At 69.9% G+C, this 17,423-nt stretch carries 19 protein-coding genes; 10 read left to right on the top strand and 9 right to left on the bottom strand.

What is annotated here, in order from left to right; all coding sequences use genetic code 11:
• The first annotated feature begins 50 nt into the window (after nt 1–50).
• Complete coding sequence (locus tag ABL312_RS01595; RefSeq protein WP_349359627.1) at nt 51–905, top strand: patatin-like phospholipase family protein; 855 nt, start codon at nt 51–53, stop codon at nt 903–905.
• Nucleotides 906–1,018: 113 nt separating this feature from the next.
• Entirely contained in the window at nt 1,019–1,879 is an 861-nt protein-coding gene (locus ABL312_RS01590; RefSeq protein WP_349359626.1) for an MBL fold metallo-hydrolase, read from the top strand.
• A 31-nt stretch (nt 1,880–1,910) separates the two neighbouring features.
• Here the strand turns inward: ABL312_RS01590 and ABL312_RS01585 are convergent, their stop codons facing one another.
• From ABL312_RS01585 to ABL312_RS01575, 3 genes are all read right to left on the bottom strand, one after another.
• A complete protein-coding gene (locus ABL312_RS01585) occupies nt 1,911–2,255 on the bottom strand; it encodes an antibiotic biosynthesis monooxygenase (protein WP_349359625.1) in 345 nt (114 codons plus the stop codon).
• Between the two features lie 116 nt (nt 2,256–2,371).
• Entirely contained in the window at nt 2,372–3,097 is a 726-nt protein-coding gene (locus ABL312_RS01580) for a hypothetical protein (protein ID WP_349359624.1), read from the bottom strand.
• A gap of 72 nt (nt 3,098–3,169) precedes the next feature.
• The gene (locus ABL312_RS01575) at nt 3,170–3,886 is read right to left on the bottom strand and encodes a hypothetical protein (protein ID WP_349359623.1); all 717 of its coding nucleotides are present in this window, start codon (nt 3,884–3,886) and stop codon (nt 3,170–3,172) included.
• Between the two features lie 253 nt (nt 3,887–4,139).
• Between ABL312_RS01575 and ABL312_RS01570 the strand changes: the two genes are divergently transcribed.
• Nucleotides 4,140–4,847, top strand: coding sequence for a Crp/Fnr family transcriptional regulator (locus ABL312_RS01570; protein WP_349359622.1), 708 nt, complete (start codon nt 4,140–4,142; stop codon nt 4,845–4,847).
• 51 nt (nt 4,848–4,898) lie between these two features.
• On the opposite strand, the gene ABL312_RS01565 is transcribed toward ABL312_RS01570, so the two are convergent.
• Both ABL312_RS01565 and ABL312_RS01560 read right to left on the bottom strand, forming a co-directional pair.
• Nucleotides 4,899–5,762 (bottom strand): hypothetical protein, encoded by an 864-nt coding sequence (locus ABL312_RS01565; protein WP_349359621.1) that lies wholly within the window; start codon nt 5,760–5,762, stop codon nt 4,899–4,901.
• Nucleotides 5,763–5,907: 145 nt separating this feature from the next.
• Complete coding sequence (locus ABL312_RS01560; RefSeq protein ID WP_349359620.1) at nt 5,908–6,393, bottom strand: nucleoside deaminase; 486 nt, start codon at nt 6,391–6,393, stop codon at nt 5,908–5,910.
• A gap of 130 nt (nt 6,394–6,523) precedes the next feature.
• On the opposite strand from ABL312_RS01560, the gene ABL312_RS01555 reads away from it, so the two are divergent.
• Together ABL312_RS01555 and rsmD are read left to right on the top strand one after the other, a co-directional pair.
• Nucleotides 6,524–8,380 carry a pseudouridine synthase gene (locus tag ABL312_RS01555; protein WP_349359619.1) on the top strand — a complete coding sequence of 619 codons (1,857 nt, stop codon included), beginning with the start codon at nt 6,524–6,526 and terminating at the stop codon, nt 8,378–8,380.
• On the top strand, nt 8,377–8,943 hold the full coding sequence (gene rsmD, locus ABL312_RS01550; RefSeq protein ID WP_349359618.1) for a 16S rRNA (guanine(966)-N(2))-methyltransferase RsmD: 567 nt from the start codon (nt 8,377–8,379) through the stop codon (nt 8,941–8,943). Before ABL312_RS01555 ends, rsmD begins: the two co-directional genes overlap by 4 nt.
• Here the strand turns inward: rsmD and ABL312_RS01545 are convergent.
• Nucleotides 8,940–9,254, bottom strand: a complete 315-nt coding sequence (locus ABL312_RS01545; RefSeq protein WP_349359617.1) for a hypothetical protein — start codon at nt 9,252–9,254, stop codon at nt 8,940–8,942. The two genes, rsmD and ABL312_RS01545, sit on opposite strands and share 4 nt — an antisense overlap.
• A 124-nt stretch (nt 9,255–9,378) precedes the next feature.
• Entirely contained in the window at nt 9,379–11,280 is a 1,902-nt protein-coding gene (gene mutL / locus ABL312_RS01540) for a DNA mismatch repair endonuclease MutL (protein ID WP_349359616.1), read from the bottom strand.
• A 223-nt stretch (nt 11,281–11,503) separates the two neighbouring features.
• On the opposite strand from mutL, the gene ABL312_RS01535 reads away from it, so the two are divergent.
• The gene (locus ABL312_RS01535; protein ID WP_349359615.1) at nt 11,504–12,376 is read left to right on the top strand and encodes a TIGR01459 family HAD-type hydrolase; all 873 of its coding nucleotides are present in this window, start codon (nt 11,504–11,506) and stop codon (nt 12,374–12,376) included.
• Nucleotides 12,377–12,563: 187 nt separating this feature from the next.
• Here ABL312_RS01535 and ABL312_RS01530 read toward each other — a convergent pair whose 3' ends face one another.
• Together ABL312_RS01530 and ABL312_RS01525 are read right to left on the bottom strand one after the other, a co-directional pair.
• Nucleotides 12,564–13,241: a protein phosphatase CheZ gene (locus ABL312_RS01530; RefSeq protein WP_349359614.1), complete on the bottom strand. Its 678-nt coding sequence runs from the start codon at nt 13,239–13,241 to the stop codon at nt 12,564–12,566.
• A gap of 309 nt (nt 13,242–13,550) precedes the next feature.
• The gene (locus ABL312_RS01525) at nt 13,551–13,934 is read right to left on the bottom strand and encodes a response regulator (RefSeq protein ID WP_349359613.1); all 384 of its coding nucleotides are present in this window, start codon (nt 13,932–13,934) and stop codon (nt 13,551–13,553) included.
• 247 nt (nt 13,935–14,181) lie between these two features.
• On the opposite strand from ABL312_RS01525, the gene ABL312_RS01520 reads away from it, so the two are divergent.
• The 4 genes from ABL312_RS01520 (at nt 14,182) to lspA (ending at nt 17,335) form a co-directional block, all read left to right on the top strand.
• Nucleotides 14,182–14,637: a MaoC family dehydratase gene (locus tag ABL312_RS01520; protein ID WP_349359612.1), complete on the top strand. Its 456-nt coding sequence runs from the start codon at nt 14,182–14,184 to the stop codon at nt 14,635–14,637.
• A 163-nt stretch (nt 14,638–14,800) separates the two neighbouring features.
• Nucleotides 14,801–15,802 carry a bifunctional riboflavin kinase/FAD synthetase gene (locus tag ABL312_RS01515; RefSeq protein ID WP_349359611.1) on the top strand — a complete coding sequence of 334 codons (1,002 nt, stop codon included), beginning with the start codon at nt 14,801–14,803 and terminating at the stop codon, nt 15,800–15,802.
• Nucleotides 15,799–16,755, top strand: coding sequence for a DMT family transporter (locus ABL312_RS01510; RefSeq protein ID WP_349359610.1), 957 nt, complete (start codon nt 15,799–15,801; stop codon nt 16,753–16,755). Before ABL312_RS01515 ends, ABL312_RS01510 begins: the two co-directional genes overlap by 4 nt.
• A 76-nt stretch (nt 16,756–16,831) precedes the next feature.
• On the top strand, nt 16,832–17,335 hold the full coding sequence (gene lspA / locus ABL312_RS01505) for a signal peptidase II (RefSeq protein ID WP_374730165.1): 504 nt from the start codon (nt 16,832–16,834) through the stop codon (nt 17,333–17,335).
• Nucleotides 17,336–17,423 lie beyond the last annotated feature (88 nt).

Raw genomic sequence — 17,423 nt, 5'->3', positions numbered from 1 at the left:
GAGCGAGGGCGATTCGCCCGACACAGACCCGGCACAGGCGGAGACGGACCATGGCGACACCCCGGATCGGACTGGCGCTCGGCGGCGGGGGCGCGCGGGGCATGGCCCATGTGCCGGTCATCGAAGCGCTCGACGACCTGGGCATGGTCGCCTCGGCGGTGACGGGTACCTCCATCGGCGCGATCTTCGCGGCCGGCTATGCCGGCGGGCTCAGCGGCGAGGACCTGCGCGAGGTCTCCAAGCAGACCTTCAAGGACCGTAACGCCGTCTTCTCGCGGCTGTGGAAGCTGCGGCCGCGCCGCTTCGGCGACATCTGGGGCAGCCCGACCATCATGCAGTTCGATGCCGGAAAGGTGGTCGAGCATTTCGTCGGCCAGCACATTCCCGAGACCTTCGACGGGATGCGCATGCCGCTGACGCTGATCGCCACCGATTTCTTCCAGTGCCGGGAAGCGCGGCTGACGGAGGGCTGCGTGCAGACCGCCGTCGCCGCCTCGATCGCGATCCCCGCGCTGTTCAAGCCGGTTCTGGTGGGCGAGCGCATCATGGTCGACGGCGGGCTCGTCAATCCCCTGCCCTTCGACGCGCTTCCCGACGACATCGATATCGTGATCGCCTCCGACGTCGTCGGCTCGCCGATGCCGCGCAAGGGGCGGGCGATCCCCGGGGCGGGCGACGCGGTGTTCGGCGCCACCCAGATCCTGATGCAGTCGATCACACACGAGAAACTGCGCAATCGCCAGCCGGACATCCTGGTCAAGCCGGACATCGCCGCCTTCCGGGTGCTCGACTTCATGAAGACGGAGAAGATCCTCGCCGCCGCCGAGCCGATGCGCGAGACGGTCAAGCGCCGCATCGACGCGGCGATCGAGGCCTTCGAGAGAGGCCGCCGCGCCGCGTCTTGAACTCCGCCGGCGCGTGCCTACCCTTTCCGTTGGGTCAGGTGCGAAAGCGGAGGGTCGCCATGCCAAGCCTTGCAAGGGTCTCGAGGGACCGGAACCGCCCGTGGGCGCGCGGCATGCCGGCCGCTCCGACCTTGCGTGCGGCTCTGCGTCCGCCTCTCGCCGGTCTGCTGCTGGCGGCGGGCGTCGTCCTCGCTCTGGTGGGGCAGGCGGCCGCGTCCTGCCAGTTGCTGGCCGACGGGTGGTTTCGCGATAGTCCGCAGATGCAGCGCGCGTCTTACCTCCATCGGGCGTCCCTTGTCCGGCCGGCATCGCTGGCCCGCGACGAGGTCGGCATCCGCTACGTGGGACATGCGACCTTCGAGATCGAAACGCCGATGGGCGTGCGCATCGCCACCGACTACAACGCCATTCACAGACCCGAGCGCCTGCCGCGCATCGTGACGATGAACGGCGCCCATTCCACCCATTTCACCCTCAATCCCGATCCGGGCATCGAGCATGTGCTGCTCGGCTGGAACCCGGACGGCGGTCCGATGGACCACGACCTCGTCGTGGACGACGTGCGCATCCGCAACCTGCAGACCAACATCCGCGGCTGGGACGGCGAGACCCGCAGGCTCGGCAATTCGATCTTCGTGTTCGAAACGGCGGATCTGTGCATCGCCCATCTGGGCCATCTGCACCATCGCCTGACCCAGGAGGACCTGGCGCGACTCGGGACGATCGACATCGTCTTCGCGCCCGTCGACAACGCCTCCACGCTGCGCCTCGACAGCCTGATCGAGGTGCTCAAGGCGCTGTCGCCGCGCGTGATCGTGCCGATGCACGCCTATACCTACGGCTCGCTGGAGAGTTTCGTCGGCCGCATGGCGAGCGAGGGCTACCCCGTGCAACGCAGCGACACGCCGCTCTATGTCGCCAGCCGGCGCACCCTGCCCGAGGCGGCGACGGTTCTGGTGCTGCCCGAGGGATAGGCGCCGTCGCGCCCACCCGCGCGGCGTTGCCTCAACCGTGCAGCGCCACGCTGTCGTCGGGCGCCTGATCGCGCTCGGTCATGCCGTAGTCGCGGATCACGCCCGCGACGCGCAGGCGGTAATCGGCGAAATGCCTCGTCCGCCCGGCCGTCTGCGCCAGGCGGTGTTCGGCCTGATGCCGCCAGGCGGTGAGCGCGGCCTCGTCGCGCCAGAAGGACAGCGACAGGAGCTTGCCCGGCTGCGTCAGGCTCTCGAAGCGTTCGACGGATATGAAGCCGTCGGCGTCCCCGAGCAGGGGCTTCAGCTCCGCGGCGATGTCGAGATAGGCCTCGCGATGCCCGTCCCTGGGCTCGACTTCGAAAATCACGGCGATCACGGATCGTCTCCCTCCTGGTCCCGCGCCCGCGCCCGCGCGCCACGGCGCACGGGCGTACCGCCGGCTATATTGCACGCGGTGTGCGCGCGTCGAGGGGGCGGGAGCCGCAAGACGCCTCAGTGCGGGACGAAGGTATTGCTCGCCGTGTAGGTCAGGCGCACGATGGGCACGCCGGCGAAATCGACCGGATAGGCACTGCTCACCAGCGTCGGGTCGAGCACATCGCCCGCATCCGTGGCGGAGGGGCCGGCGCGGACCGAATAGGCGGGCCCGGGCGCGAGCGTCGCCACCGTGTTGGGCAGGTAGCGGATGGCGCTTGCAGGCGAAAAGCGCCCGGCGACCGCCTCCTCGCCGATGGACCAGGCGGCGGCATAATAGACCAGCGCCGCGCTCTGCTCGCCGGCCGTCGGCACGGTGCCGTCGCTGTTCATCGTGAACTTCGTACTCGAGGTCTTCGACAGGGCCGTCACCTTCGGCGCGCCATGACCGGCCGTGCCGGTGAACCCGGCCGACACGTCGTTGGTTCCCCCGTTCGCCATCGGCGCGGCGACCGTTGCCAGGAACGTGCCCGCCCCCGCCTGGGTGATCGATCCGAGACCCAGCGCGAAATCCTCGGCCCAGTAGAAACATCCGCTTGAGACGAGGCTGCCCACCTTGCCCGGGATCACCCCGACGAGCCAGGCGAGCGTCTGCGCCGCCGGACCGCTCGGCGTCACCGTCTGGGTGCCCGGGTCGGCGATCATCACGAAGGTCTGGTCGTTGGGATTCTCGTTGAAGATCTCGAGATTGAACGGGTGGGTGGCGTCCTCGACCAGTGGCGCCGGTCCACGCTTGAACGGCATTTCAAGCTCCTTCCGCCGTCGCCCCCGCGCGAAGAGCCCGCGCGGGGAACCCGTTGACCAGACAGTCGGCGCTTACGCCGGCTGGAACTGGTTTTCCTCGGTGAACTTGAGGGTGCGGGTGGTGACGCCATCGAACACCACCTTATAGGCGGCGGACGAGGTTGCCGTGTCGATCACCTGCCCTTCGACGAAGGATCCGGAGATGATGTAATAGGTCGGCTTCGGCGTGAACTGGTAGAGCAGGTTCGGCAGAAGCTCCACGACCACCGTCGGCTTGTTGTTCATGCCGATGCCGATATTCAGCGTCATGTTCTGCGACTGCGTCTCGACATGGGTGGGGATCTTGCCGTCCGACTGGACCTGGATCTCGCCCTTCTGGCCCGTGGTCGGGTCGTTGGGGAAGGCCGGGGCGCCGTTCGGGAAACTCCCCAGGTAGGTCACGTCGAGATAGTTCTGGCTGTCCACCATCACACCGATGTTGCTGGCCGTGGTGAAGCGGCGCGGATCGGTCGACGTGCCGATGTCCTGCACGTAGCCGGTGTTGGCGGAATACTCGATCTGCCAGTCGAAGCGCGACTGGCTGGGGTTGCTGGGGCTGCCCGGCGCGGCGGTGCCCAGCATCCAGGCCAGCGACAGCGGATCGGTCGACGGCCCGACGATGTTGGGAATCGTCTGGAACATGGCGAACTGCTGCAGGCTGCTGTTCTCGTTGAGAACCGTGAGGCTGTAAGGCTGCGCCGCCTCGAGATCGGACACGGCCGGCGCCTTGGCGCCCATCCAGAATGTCATGGCGTTCTCCAATGCAAGGTTTTGATCGCTTCTGTGAAAACGACGCGACCGTCCGGCCCGCGCGGGACGTCGGATCGCGCGTCGCGTGGCCCCGGCGGGAGACCCGCCGAACCGCTCCGCGCCGAGGCGGTGGAGCGAGATCCACGCTAGGGCGCTCAACGTCCACCTGCTGTTCCGCATGTTACAATTGATAATTGAATTTCTAGCTAAATCTATTCTCGGTTGTATTTTCATTCCAGCAAATGCGGGGGTCATGGTGGGATATCCGTCGCGCGATGCACGCTTGCACTTCCTGCAGTCGCTGTCCCCCTTCGCCGCCCTCGGCGCCGACCGGCTCGCGTCGGCCATGCCCTACATTCGCGAGATGACGCTGGCCCGGGGCGAGGCGGCGTTTCGACAGGGCGACATGCTTGCGGCGGTCTTCGTGGTGCGCTCGGGCGCGCTTGCCCTGTCGCTGACGTCGGAGGACGGCAAGGAGGTCATCATCCGTCAGGTGGCGGCGGGCGGGATGCTCGGCGAAAACGACGTGATCCTGGGCCTTCCCGCGCCCTACGAGGGCATCGCCCTCGCGCCCACGACGCTCATGCGGATCGCGGCGCCCGTGTTCGAGGCCTGGCTCGACGAGCCCGCCTTCACCAAGCCGCTGCTGCATGCCATGTCCGCGCAGGTGCGCGAGGTGCTCGACTTCGCGGAGACCGTGTCGCTCTACACGCTCGAAACCCGGCTCGCCCGCCTGTTCCTGAAGCTGTGCGACCAGACCGGGCGCGCGGTCGAGGACGGCATCCTGATCGACCGGCCGCTGTCGCAATCGACCATCGGGCGGATGATCAACGCCAGCCGGCCGAAGATAAACCTGCAGATGCGGCGCTGGCATTGCCTGGAGGTCATCCGCGTGCGGGGCAGCCGGATCACCGTGCTCGACCCGGACGCGCTGACCGTGCTGTCACGCCCCATGCGGTAACCGCGCCGCCGCGCCGCGCGGGATGACCACGCAGCGCGGCGGCGCCTCGCGTTACTGGCAGCCTCCGGCGACATAGGCGAACAGATCCTCGGTCAGATCCTTGAACACCGGACCGTAGACGATCCCGTCGCCGCCGCTGGAGATCGAGCTCACGGCCGTATAGGGCGCGGCGTCGCCGATGAACCAGGCCCCGCCGCTGGCGCCCTGCGTCAACCCGTTGGGCTGGGCCTGGAAGGCGTCGCCGATGGTCGCCACCCGCTGGCTCGGCTGCTTGTACATCCGGTTGCCGCCGTCGAGCGCCGCCGGATAGCCGATCAGCGTCACATCGACGAAATCCGCGTCCTTGCCGAGCGCGAACTTGCCCACCGCGCTGTCGGTGCGCGTCTTGAGCACCGCGTAGTCGAGCGCGCTGCGCTGCGGCGAGGGCGGGTCGTCGGCGACGCCCGGCCAGCCGGCCAGAACGGCGGCGTTGTCGATCTCGAACTGCGTGCCGCCACCGGCGTCATAGGCGCGATAGAAGGTGATGTTGGTTGCCTGGTTGCCGCCCTTGTACATGCTGTGCGCGGCCGCCAGCACGGTGTTGTCATTGGCCACGAATTGCGCGCTCGCACTGTAGTCCTGCCCGCCGCGCGTGTAGAACAGCTTGCCGCCGAAGGAAAACGGCGCCACCGTGACATCGGCGCGCGAGGGCGCAACATCCACGACATCCCCCCGGTCGGCCCTCGGCGTCAGCAGGCCGAAAACCTCCTCCACCGCCGCCGCGCGGCGCTCCGGCGTCCAATACTCCACCGCCGCGAGCCGCAACCCCGCGTTCGGCTCCCAGCACACGAAGCGGTCGTCGGCGGCCTGTGCCGCCCCGCCCGACGCAAGCGCGAGCGCCAGCGCCCCCGCCCCGATCGTCACCCTGATGCCCATCTCGATCCTCCCTTCGCTCACATCCGCTCGATGCGCGACAATCGCGCACCCCTGAAGCGAGAACACGCTAGACGTGCATTTCGGCACGCTCAGTTTCCAGCGGAACAGGCACGGCGGATCGGCGAGCGGAGATCGACGAAGGGAGTCAGGCGGTCGGGTCGCGCTTCTCCTGGAAGAAGCGCCGCAGCAGATCGGCGGCATCCCGCTCGGCAAGGCCCGAATAGACCTCGGGCGTGTGGTGGCACGTGGGCTGGCCGAAGAAGCGCACGCCGTGTTCGACCGCCCCGCCCTTGGGATCGCCGGCGCCGAAGTAGAGCCGGCGGATGCGGGCGAAGGAAATGGCGGCCGCACACATGGGGCACGGCTCCAGCGTCACATAGAGATCGCACTCCGGCAGGCGCTGGCTCGCAAGCCGCGCACAGGCCGCCCGGATCACCTGGATCTCGGCATGGGCGGTCGGATCGGCAAGCTCCAGGGTGCGGTTTCCGTCGGCGGCCAGCACCTCGCCCCGGTGCACCAGAACGGCGCCGACCGGCACCTCGCCGCGCGCGGCGGCGCGGCGCGCTTGCTCAAGCGCGCGATCCATGAAGCCGCCGGCGGTCGGCGCGGATTTCGGAAGCGATGTCGTCATGGCGCGAGACCCTAGCCGCACGCGCGCGGAATGAAAACGGCGATGCGCGGATGACCGCGCCCGGCGAGACGCGCCGCGTGGCGTAAAAGTCCGCTTCCCCGGGTCCCGCCGCTCTGATATGACGCGCGCCATGACCAAGGACAATCGACCGAAACGGCCGTCGCGCCCGCGCGCGGGAGACGCCCCGACGCCGCGCGGCAAAAGCCCTCGCCCGCCCGCCGGCGCGCCCGGAAAAAGCGACAAGCCGCGGCGCGGGCCGAAGCCCGGCCCCGGCGCAAAGCCCTATGCCGCCGCCAAGGGCGCCGACGGCGCCGGCAAGGGACGCGGCCGAACCGATCCGGGCCGCCCCGGCAAGGGACAGGGCAAAGGCGCTGGCCAGGGGCCCGCGCGGGGGCCGGGCAAAGGCACGGCCAGGGACCGGAGCGCGGCCGACCGCCCGGCAAAGCGCCCCACGCCCGCCGCGCAGCCGCTGCAGGCGCGCGAGGGCGAGAGCGAGCGCGTCGCCAAGGTCATCGCGCGCGCCGGACTGTGCTCGCGGCGCACCGCCGAAAGCTGGATCATCGCCGGGCGCGTTGCCGTCAACGGCACCGTGCTGACGACGCCGGCGGTCACCGTCACGCCCGCTGATACGGTCACGGTCGACGGCACGGACCTGCCCGAGCGCGAGCGCACCCGGCTGTGGCTCTACCACAAGCCGCGCGGTCTGGTGACCACCAACCACGACCCGGAAGGCCGCCCGACCGTCTTCGACCGGCTGCCGCCGGCCCTGCCGCGCGTCGTCACCATCGGCCGGCTCGACATCAACACCGAAGGCCTCTTGCTGCTGACCAACGACGGCGGCCTGTCGCGCGTGCTGGAACTGCCCGCCACCGGCTGGCTGCGCCGCTACCGCGTGCGCGCCTACGGCAAGGTCACGCAAGCAGAGCTCGACGCGCTGGCCGACGGCATCGCCATCGACGGCGTGCTCTACGGAGCGATCGAGGCGGCCATCGACAAGGAGCAGGGCGACAACATCTGGCTGACCATCGCGCTCAGGGAAGGCAAGAACCGCGAGATCAAGCGCGTGCTCGAGCATCTGGGCCTGTCGGTCAACCGGCTGATCCGGATCTCCTTCGGCCCCTTCCAGCTCGCCGATCTGGCGGTCGGCGAGGTGCGCGAGATCCGTGGCCGGGTGTTGCGCGACCAGCTCGGCGACCGTCTCGCCGACGAGGCCGGCGTCGATTTCGACGCGCCGCTGCACACGCCGCTCGAGCCGGAGACCCCGGCCGCCAAGCCCGCCCGCCCGCAGGCCCGGCCCGCGAAGGGCGGCGGGCACTACGTCAGTGCCCGCGAAGCGCGCGACACGCTGACCAAACGCTCCGAAAAGCGGGGCGACAAGCCCAGGCGCGGCGCGGCCCCGGCGGCCGGCAAACCGGGACGCGGCGGCAAGACGCCTGAGGACAAGCCGGCCTATATCTCGCCGCGCTCGCGCTTCCGCTTCACCTCCGACATGAAGCCGCGCCCGCAGGACGAGGCTCCGCTCGGCCGCAAGCGCCGGATCTGGGACGAGGACGGCTCGCTCGTGGAAGACCGCGCCCCACCGCCGGAAGATGCCGGCAAGGGACGCGGCGGTCCGCCGGCGCGCGGCGGTCCGGCCCGAGGCGGGCCTGCGCGAAGTGGCCAGGGTGGACGGGATCGCGACGCCGCCCCGCGCCGCGAGGGCGGGCGTCCGCAGCGCGACGGCGACCGGCCGTTCGGCCGCGGCCCGGCACGCGACGACACGCCGCGCCCCGGCAAGCGGGAACGCGAGGCGGGCGCGCGCGGCCCCGGCCGCGGCTTCGACGACAAGGGACCGCGTGGCGGTGGTCCCAGAGGGCCCGCAGGCCCGAAGGGTCCACGCGGCGCAGGCCCCAATGGTCCGCGCAGCGCGGGTCCAAAGGGTCCGCGCGGTGGCGGCCAGGGTCCGCGCGGCGGCGGTAAAGGCCCGCGCGGCGGAGGCGCCCGGTGAGGATCGTCGCCGGCCGCTTCAAGGGCACCGCGCTGACCGCCCCGCGCGGCGACGCGACGCGTCCGACGAGCGACCGGCTGCGCGAGACGATCTTCAACGTGCTCACCCACGCCCATCCCGAAAGCCTCGACGGCACCCGGGTGCTCGATCTTTTCGCCGGCAGCGGCGCGCTCGGCCTCGAGGCGCTCAGCCGGGGCGCCGCGTCGTGCCTTTTCGTGGAGGAAGGCACGGCCGCACGCGGCGCGATCCGCACCAATGTCGAGGCGCTGGGGCTGACCGGCGCGACAAAAATCTTCCGCCGCGATGCGACCCGGCTGGGGCCGGCCGGCACCATCGCCCCCTTCGATCTGGTCTTCGCCGATCCGCCCTATCGCAAGGGACTGGGTGAGCGCGCCCTTGCCGCCGCCCATGCCGGCGGCTGGCTCGCGCCGGGCGCGCTGATCGTGCTGGAAGAAGACGCCCGCGCCGAGATCGCGCTGGACGACACCTTCGAGCGGCTCGACACGCGCACCGTCGGCGACAGCCAGATCCTCATCCTGCGCGCGACGCCCGCCGCGTCCTAGGAGCCCGGCTCCCCGCTCGGACGAGGCGGCAGCTCCGGCCCGGGCAGTCGCGGCTTGCGGCGCGGGCGCGTGCGCCGGAGCACATTGGCCACGCCCTTCGGCGCCCTGGTTTCCAGCCAGGTGAAGGCATGATCGAGCCGCGCGCGGTGGCGGCGATGGCCGCGCAGCCAGCGCGTGGCCGCCCGGCTTGTCGCCAGAATGAGGACGAAGCCCAGCGCCAGCAGCGGGACGCCGGTCGGCAGCGGCAGCAGGACGGTCAGAAGACCGAGAACGATCAGGACGGACGCCGCCGCCCAGACGAGGATCCGCATCGATGGGGTGCCTTGTTGCACGCGCCGCGGCAGCGGACCCGGCGCGCGGCCAGACCGTCTCATCGCATATCGGCGACGACGGTTTCGTGACGATACCCCCGGACTGCGCGGCGCGGTTCGCGCCTCACTTGCGGCCGAACAGCCGCTCGATGTCGGAGAGTTTCAGCTCGATCCAGGTCGGCCGGCCGTGGTTGCACTGGCCCGAGTTGGGGGTTGCCTCCATGTCGCGCAGAAGCTGGTCCATTTCCGCCGGGCGCAGGCGGCGGCCGGCGCGCACCGAGCCGTGACAGGCCATCGTCGCCGCCACATGGTCGAGCCGCTCGCGCACGCGCGTCGTCTTGTCCCATTCGGCGAGGTCGTCCGCGAGATCCCGGACCAGTCCGCGAATGTCGATCTGGCCGAGCATCGCCGGGGTTTCGCGCACCGCGATGGCGCCGGGGCCGAAGGGCTCGAGCACCAGTCCCACCGCCTCCAGATCCTCCGCCCGCTCCGCCAGCCGCTGGACGTCCTCTTCCGGCAGTTCGACGATCTCCGGGATCAGGAGCCCCTGACGCGCGACCGACCGCGTGGCGAGCGCCGCCTTCAGCCGTTCGTAGACCAGGCGCTCATGCGCGGCGTGCTGGTCGACGATCACGAGCCCGTCCCGCGTCTGCGCGATCACATAGGTTTCGTGCACCTGCGCCCGGGCCGCGCCGAGCGGCAGCGCGATGCGCGCCTCGCCCGCCTCCTCCTCATGCGCGCGCGCATCGGCCGAGGGCCGGCTTGCCTCGGCCAGCACGCTCTGCCCGCCCTCGGCGAAGCCCGCGTCGAAAGCCGTGCCCGGTGCAGCCGCGCCCGGCCCGGCCTCGTCCATCGGCCGCCAGGCGGAGACCCGCCAGTCGCCGCCTCCGTAGGGCGCGACACCGGGTCGCCCCGGCGCGGGCCGCGCGCCGTATCCGCCAGTTGCGTGGCCACCCATCGCCTGGCCGCCTGCCCCGGCGCCGACCGCGAAGGCCGCCAGCGCGGAGGTGGCGTTGTGCGAGGAGGCGAGATGGCCGGCCTCGGCGAAGACCTGCTTCAGCGCGCCGACCACCAGACCGCGCACCAGCTGGCCGTCGCGAAAGCGCACGTCGGCCTTGGCCGGATGGACGTTGACGTCCACCTGGCGCGGGTCGAGCTCGAGAAACAGCGCGACGACCGGATGCCGGTCGCGGGCCAGCAGATCGGCATAGGCACCGCGCAGCGCCGACATCAGCAGCTTGTCGCGCACCGGACGACCGTTGACGAAGAAGAACTGCGACAGCGTGTTGGCGCGATGGAAGGTCGGCAGGCCGGCGAGGCCGAAAAGCCGCACGCCTTCACGCGTCGCGTCCACCGGGCAGGCGTTGTCGACGAACTCCGTGCCCATCACCTGGGCGATGCGCGCTTCAAGCGCGGTGTCGCCGCTCGCCGCCGCATAGGTGGTCGTCTGCCGGTCGCTGCCCGACAGCTCGAAGCGCACATGCGGATGGGCAAGCGCCAGCCGCTTGACCACGTCGGTGATCGCCGCCCCTTCCGCCCGGTCGGACTTCAGGAACTTCAGCCGGGCGGGCGTGGCGAAGAAGAGATCGCGCACCTCGACGCGCGTGCCCACCGGCCGGCTCGCCGGTTCGGGCGGGCCGCCGCGTCCGCCCTCGACCGCGATCGTCCAGGCGTGATCCTCTGCGGCATGGCGCGAGGTGAGCCGGAGCCGCGCCACCGCGCCGATGGAGGGCAGCGCCTCGCCGCGAAAGCCGAGACTGCGAATGTCGAAGAGGTCGTCCTCGGAGAGCTTCGAGGTGCAGTGGCGCTCGACCGCGCGCGGCAGATCGTCGGCCGCCATGCCGGAGCCGTCGTCGTCGACGCGGATCAGCGTCTTGCCGCCGGCGGCGGTCGCCACCGCGATGCGGCCCGCGCCCGCGTCGAGCGCGTTCTCGACAAGCTCCTTAACCACGCTCGCCGGGCGTTCGATCACCTCGCCGGCGGCGATCTGGTTGATCGCATGGTCGCTCAGTTGCCGGATCGTCATCTGCAGACCTGTCCTTGCCGCTTCCAATCCCCGCCGCCGTGAAACGCCCGCCGCCCCCCTGCCGGCCGGCGGGCGGCAGCGGATGCGGTTCCAACGCGCGGGCGGATCCACTATGGTCCGCGCGCACTCGCCATCGTCGCGCCCTGCGGTGTGGCGATTCTCGCCCGCCGAGTCTATCAGATCGTCACCGCGCCCGTTCCCCTCGCCCCTTTACGAGACCGCCATGTCCACACCCGCTCCGCTTCTCGTTCCCGGCCTTGCGGCCCTCGCCCCGCGATATCGCGCCATCCTGTGCGATGTGTGGGGCGTGCTGCACAACGGCGTCGCCGCCTTTCCGGCCGCCTGCGCGGCGTTGCAGCGCTTTCGCCGCGAAACGGGCGCGCCGGTGGTCCTGATCACCAATGCGCCGCGCCCCTCGCCGCCGATCCTGGAGCAGCTGGCCCGGCTCGGCGTGCCGGACGACGCCTTCGACGCGGTGGTCACCTCAGGCGACGTCACCCGCGCCGAGATCCTCGCCCATCGCGAGGCGCCGATCCTGCACATCGGGCCCGAACGCGACCGCACGCTGTTCGCCGATCTCGACGTCACGCTGGCCGACGAGACGGCGGCGCGGCAGGTGGTCTGCACCGGGCTGCTCGACGACGAGCGCGAGACGCCGGAGGACTATCGCCCGCTGCTGGAGCGGCTGGTGGCGCGCGACCTGCCGTTCCTCTGCGCCAATCCCGACATCGTGGTGGAACGCGGCAGCACGCTGATCTGGTGCGCCGGGGCGCTGGCGCGGCTCTACGAGGATCTCGGCGGGCGGGTGACGATCCAGGGCAAGCCGCATCCGCCGATCTACAAGGCGGCAATGGAGCGGCTCGCGGAACTGACCGGCGCGCCGGTGGCGCGCGAGGCGGTGCTGGCGATCGGCGACGGTCTGCCGACGGACATTCGCGGCGCGGTCGCCAACGAACTCGACGTCCTGTTCATCACCGGCGGCATTCACGGCGCGGACTTCGGCCCGGCGGATGCCCCCGACGAGACGCTGATCCGCCGCCGGCTCGCGGAAGACGGCCTCGCCGCCACCGCCGCCCTGCCGAAGCTCGTGTGGTAGGCCCCCGCGCCGCCGGCCGCGCCCTGCCATCGAAAAGAAGAAAAGGCCGAACCCGGCAGGGCTCGGCCTTTCTTGAGTTTCCGGCCACTCGCGGGGGCGCGGGCCAGGCAACGGGCGTCTCTTGACGGACGCCGGAAGATCGCGGGCAAGGGGCACGGGCGCGCCACGCGGGGCCCGCCCGGCGGGATTACCCGAAAAGCTTGTCGATGTCGTCCTGCGCGCTTTCGGCCATCATGTCGTCGACCTGGCTCTGCGACACGCCCTCGCCCTTGTGCTGGGGGCCGTGCAGGATGAGATCGCGCTTGCGCCGCTCCGCCTCGGTCTCCTCCACCGGCGCGTCCTCGCTCTCGCAGATCCGCAGGCGCTCGACGAAACTCGTCACGCGCCGGTCGATGGCGTTGAGCGTGCCGACGACCTTGGAAATGCGCTGTCCGGTGATGTCCTGGAAGGCACAGGCCTCGAACACGCCGATCATCTTGTCGTTGACCATCTCGCGATAGGCCTCGGGCGACATGTCGTCCGCGCCCATGATCGTTTCCGCGGCTTCCATGATCGTGTGGGTCGCGGATTCGGTTGCCTCGACGATGGCGTCGAGCTCCTTTCCGGCTTCCGGGATCTGGTTGTTCGTCATGTCGTGGGGGCGCAGGTGCACGATCTCGACCTTGAGCCGCGAGATCTCGTCGGCAATCGCCTTCAGCTCGGCGGTGACGGTCGGCTGCACGGCCGCGAGAAAGTCCCGCATGGAGCCGGTCATCATCTCGGCGAGATGAATCACGTCATTGAGGGTGACATCGCCGTCGCGATCGCGATTGTCTTCCAGAAACGCGATCAGCCCGGCCACGTCTTCCTTCTTCAGAGCGCCCATACCACACCTTCTTCTTTTGTTCTGGCTTCTTTGGTTCCGAACACGCGGGCGGGCTACCGCTTCCCCGTGGCACCGGCACGGCACAGCGGTGCAGGGGTGCGAGATCCCGTCTGCGTTCCATCCGCGCAATGGCCCATCGGTCATGGGCCATCGGCGACGGGCACGACATCTGCCGGCAAGCGCTCCCCCTGCCCGGGGAGCCCGCGATGGGGGCATGTCGGACCCTGGTGTCGCGCGGCGCGCACCGCTCCCGCCACCGGCGGCGGGTCCGCCGGTGCTGCGAGGGGCGCGTCGCGGCCGTGTCGCCGGTCAGTCGGCGAAGACGGCCTCGATCTTGCCCTTCAGCGTCTGCGCGTTGAACGGCTTGACGATGTAGTTGTTCACGCCGGCCTTCTTGGCCGCGATCACGTTCTCGGTCTTGGATTCGGCGGTGACCATGATGAACGGCGTCTTGCAGAGACCGGAGTCGGCCCGCACCTGCTTGAGCAGCTCGTAGCCGGTCATCGGCTCCATGTTCCAGTCGGAGATGACCAGACCGTAGCGGCGCTGCTTCATCTTCTCCAGCGCTTCGGTCCCGTCCGCCGCATCGTCGATATCCTCGAAGCCCAGCTGCTTCAGCAGATTGCGAATGATGCGGATCATGGTCTTGTAATCGTCCACCACGAGGACCGGCATCTGAACATCAAGGGCCATTGTCTACTCCATACTGTCAATCTGCCCGACCCGTTTGAACGGGCGTTTGATGCTTTCTGTTCTTCAGGAGGAAGACACACCGGGTGTCCCCGCCTCCCCACGCTGGCCAACAGTAGTCATGCGGGCCTGAAAACTCCGTTAATGTACGCAAGGTCGCATCGCCGAAAGCTCAATTGCACGGGACGGCCCCGGCTCCTAGCCTTGTGTCCGATGCCCGTCCGTCACCGAAATCGAAAGGATCCGGTTCATGCTAACGCTTCAGACACTCTACTTCGAAGACCTCGCGGTCGGGCAGAGCGAAAGCCTGGTCAAGACCGTAAGTTCTTCGGATGTCATCGGTTTCGCCGAAGTGTCTGGCGACCGGAATCCGATCCACCTGTCCGAGCATTTCGCCGCGCGCACGCCGTTTCGCACGCGCATCGCGCATGGGCTCTACACCGCCAGCCTGATTTCCGCGGTGCTGGGAACCCGCCTTCCCGGCCCCGGCGCGATCTATCTCTCGCAGACGCTCAATTTCCGCGCGCCGGTGCGAATCGGCGACGACGTCACGGTGACGGTCACCGTCGCCGAACTCCTGGAGAAGGGCCATCGCGCCCGGCTCGCCTGCAGTTGCGCGGTGGACGACACCGTGGTGCTTGAGGGCGAGGCCATGGTGAAGGTGCCCTCGCGCGCCGAGATGGAGGCCGGCGACCCGCGCGGATGACGCACGCCATGCGCGCGGCTTGACCTTTTTCGGCGGAATGGGCAGGGTCTCGCCGCTGTCGCGGCCTTTCGACCCGGCGCGGCTCCCCTGCGGCGTCGTGCGGCGGGTTTGGCCGGACGTCCCCGTTTCCTCCGGCCGCCGGCCGGCAGCTGGCCCGTACCGCATGACCGATTCCCTTTCCGCTGGTTTCCTCGCCGTCGACGATCTCGATCGCTTTCCGCCGGAGTTGTCCGGCGGCGTCGTCGCCATCGGCAATTTCGACGGCGTGCATCGCGGTCACCGGCGCGTTCTGGAAACCGCGCTGGAGGCGGCGCGGGCGCGCGGCGTGCCGGCCTTCGCCATGACCTTCGAGCCGCATCCGCGCTCGGTGTTCAATCCCGACAAACCGGTCTTCCGCCTGACCCCGCCGGCGCAGAAGGCCCGCGTGATCGCCGCGACCGGGCTCGACGGGCTGTTGTCGGTGCCCTTCACGCGCGACTTCGCCGGGATCGAGGCGGAAGCCTTCGTCGACCGGATCCTGCAGGACCGTCTCGGCATCGTTCACGCGGTCACCGGCTACGACTTCCACTTCGGCCGCGCCCGGCGCGGCACGCCGGACTTCCTGCGCGAGGCCGGCGAGGCCGACGGCTTCGGCGTGACCATCGTCGCCGCCGAGACCGACGAGGGCGCGGAGGCGATTTCCTCCAGCCGCATCCGCGCGGCCCTCGCCGACGGCGACGTGGCGCTCGCCAACGCGCTTCTGGGATACCGCTGGTCGGTGGAAGCCGAGGTGCGCCACGGCGACAAGCGCGGGCGCGATCTCGGCTATCCGACCGCCAATCTGGCACTCGCTCCGGAAACCGATCTGGCGCACGGAATCTACGCCGTGCGCGTCGAGGTCGACGGGGTCTGGCATGACGGCGTGGCCAGCCATGGTCGGCGGCCGACCTTCGACAATGGCGCGCCGCTTTTCGAGGTGCATCTGTTCGATTTCGCCGGCGATCTCTACGGCACAACGATCCGGGTGATGCTCGCCGCCTATATTCGCGGCGAGGCCCGCTTCGACAGCGCCGAGGCCTTGATCGCGCAGATGGACCGCGACAGCGCGGAGGCCCGCGCGGCGCTGGCGAGCCTCGTGCCGCTCGGGCCGGTCGATCTGGCGCTCAACGGTTTTCCGGCCTCATGACCACGTCCCTTCCGGTCGGCGCCCCGAGCGCTTCCGTGATGCGCGGCATCGGGCTGATGAGCTGCGCCATGCTGCTCGTGCCGATGATGGACACGGTCGCCAAATATCTCACCGACACGCTGCCGCCGCTGCAGATCGCGCTCGGTCGGTTCGGGTTCCAGATGGTCTTCGCCTGGCTCACGGCGGCGATCGGCCCCGGGCTCGCCGCGCTCAAGGCACCCCGGCTGTGGCCGCATCTGCTGCGCGGCTTCTTCCTGTCCGGCGCGGCCGCGTGTTTCTTCACCGCGCTCAAGACCATGCCGGTGGCCGACGCCATCGCCATCTTCTTCGTCGAGCCGATGATCCTCACGGTGCTCTCGGCCGTGCTGCTGCGCGAATCCGTCGGTCCGCGCCGCTGGACGGCGGTCGCCGTCGGCCTGGTCGGCGCGATGATAATCATCCGTCCGGGTTTCGCCGCCTTCGGCGCCACGGCGCTGCTGCCGCTCGCCGCCGCCTTCCTGTTCGCGCTCTATCTGGTGACCACGCGGCGCCTGTCGGGCGAGGGCTCGATGCTGAGCGTGCAGTTCACCGCGGGGCTCGGCGGCGTGCTGCTGCTCGGCGGCCTGTCGCTCGCCGGCACGCTCGCCGGGGTGGAGGACGCGCGGCCCCTGATGCCCAACCTGCCGGCCTGGGGCCTGCTGGCCATTGTCGGCGGCATCTCCTTCTTCGCGCACGGGCTCATCGTCAAGGCCTTCGCCGCCGCGCCCGCCTCGGTGCTCGCGCCCTTCAACTATCTGGAGATCGTCAGCGCCACGCTGTTCGGCTATCTCGTCTTCGGCGACTTTCCCGACGGACCGACCTGGGTCGGCATTGCCCTGATCGTGGGAAGCGGCATCTATATCGCGCATCGCGAACACCGGCTGAGCCGGGCCGAGCTTGCCGCCCGCGCGGCGCGCGTCGGGCCGCCGGACTGACCGCGGAACCCGTTTCGACCACCAAGGAATACCCCTGACATCGACCGCAGACATCGACCGCAAACAAGGAGCCTCAATGACCGGTCCACGCCTCTGGGGCGCCCGCCTGTGGGGGCCGCGCAGCCGCGACATCCTGATCCTCGCCCTTCTCGGCATGGCGCTCGACCAGGGCTTCAAGCTGTGGATGCTCTTCGGCTACGACATCGCCGCGCGCGGCCGGGTCGCGCTGACGCCGTTCTTCGATCTGGTGATGGTGTGGAACTACGGCGTGTCCTACGGGCTGTTCCAGCAGGACGGCGATCTTGGCCGCTGGCTTCTGGTCGCCGTCACCCTGGTGATCAGCACGGTGTTCTGGGTGTGGGGCGCGGCGAGCCCCCATCGCCTCACCGCCATCGCCTTCGGCCTCGTGCTCGCCGGGGCGCTTGGCAACGGCATCGACCGTGTCGTCTACGGGGCGGTCGCCGACTTCTTTCATTTTCACGTCGGCGACTTCTCCTGGTACGTCTTCAACCTCGCCGATGTGTGGATCGTTGCCGGCGTCGCGCTGCTGCTGTATGACAGTTTCCGCAAGCGGCCCTAATGATGCCGCAATACCGCCCTTTGTGTAGCGGGGCAGGATCGGGGTGCGCCACATCGAGGCGTCGACCCGGGGCGCCAGACGATGTCCG

This window comes from Stappia sp., from assembly GCF_040110915.1.
GTDB lineage: Bacteria > Pseudomonadota > Alphaproteobacteria > Rhizobiales > Stappiaceae > Stappia.
This window is presented reverse-complemented; position numbering and strand designations above follow the sequence as displayed.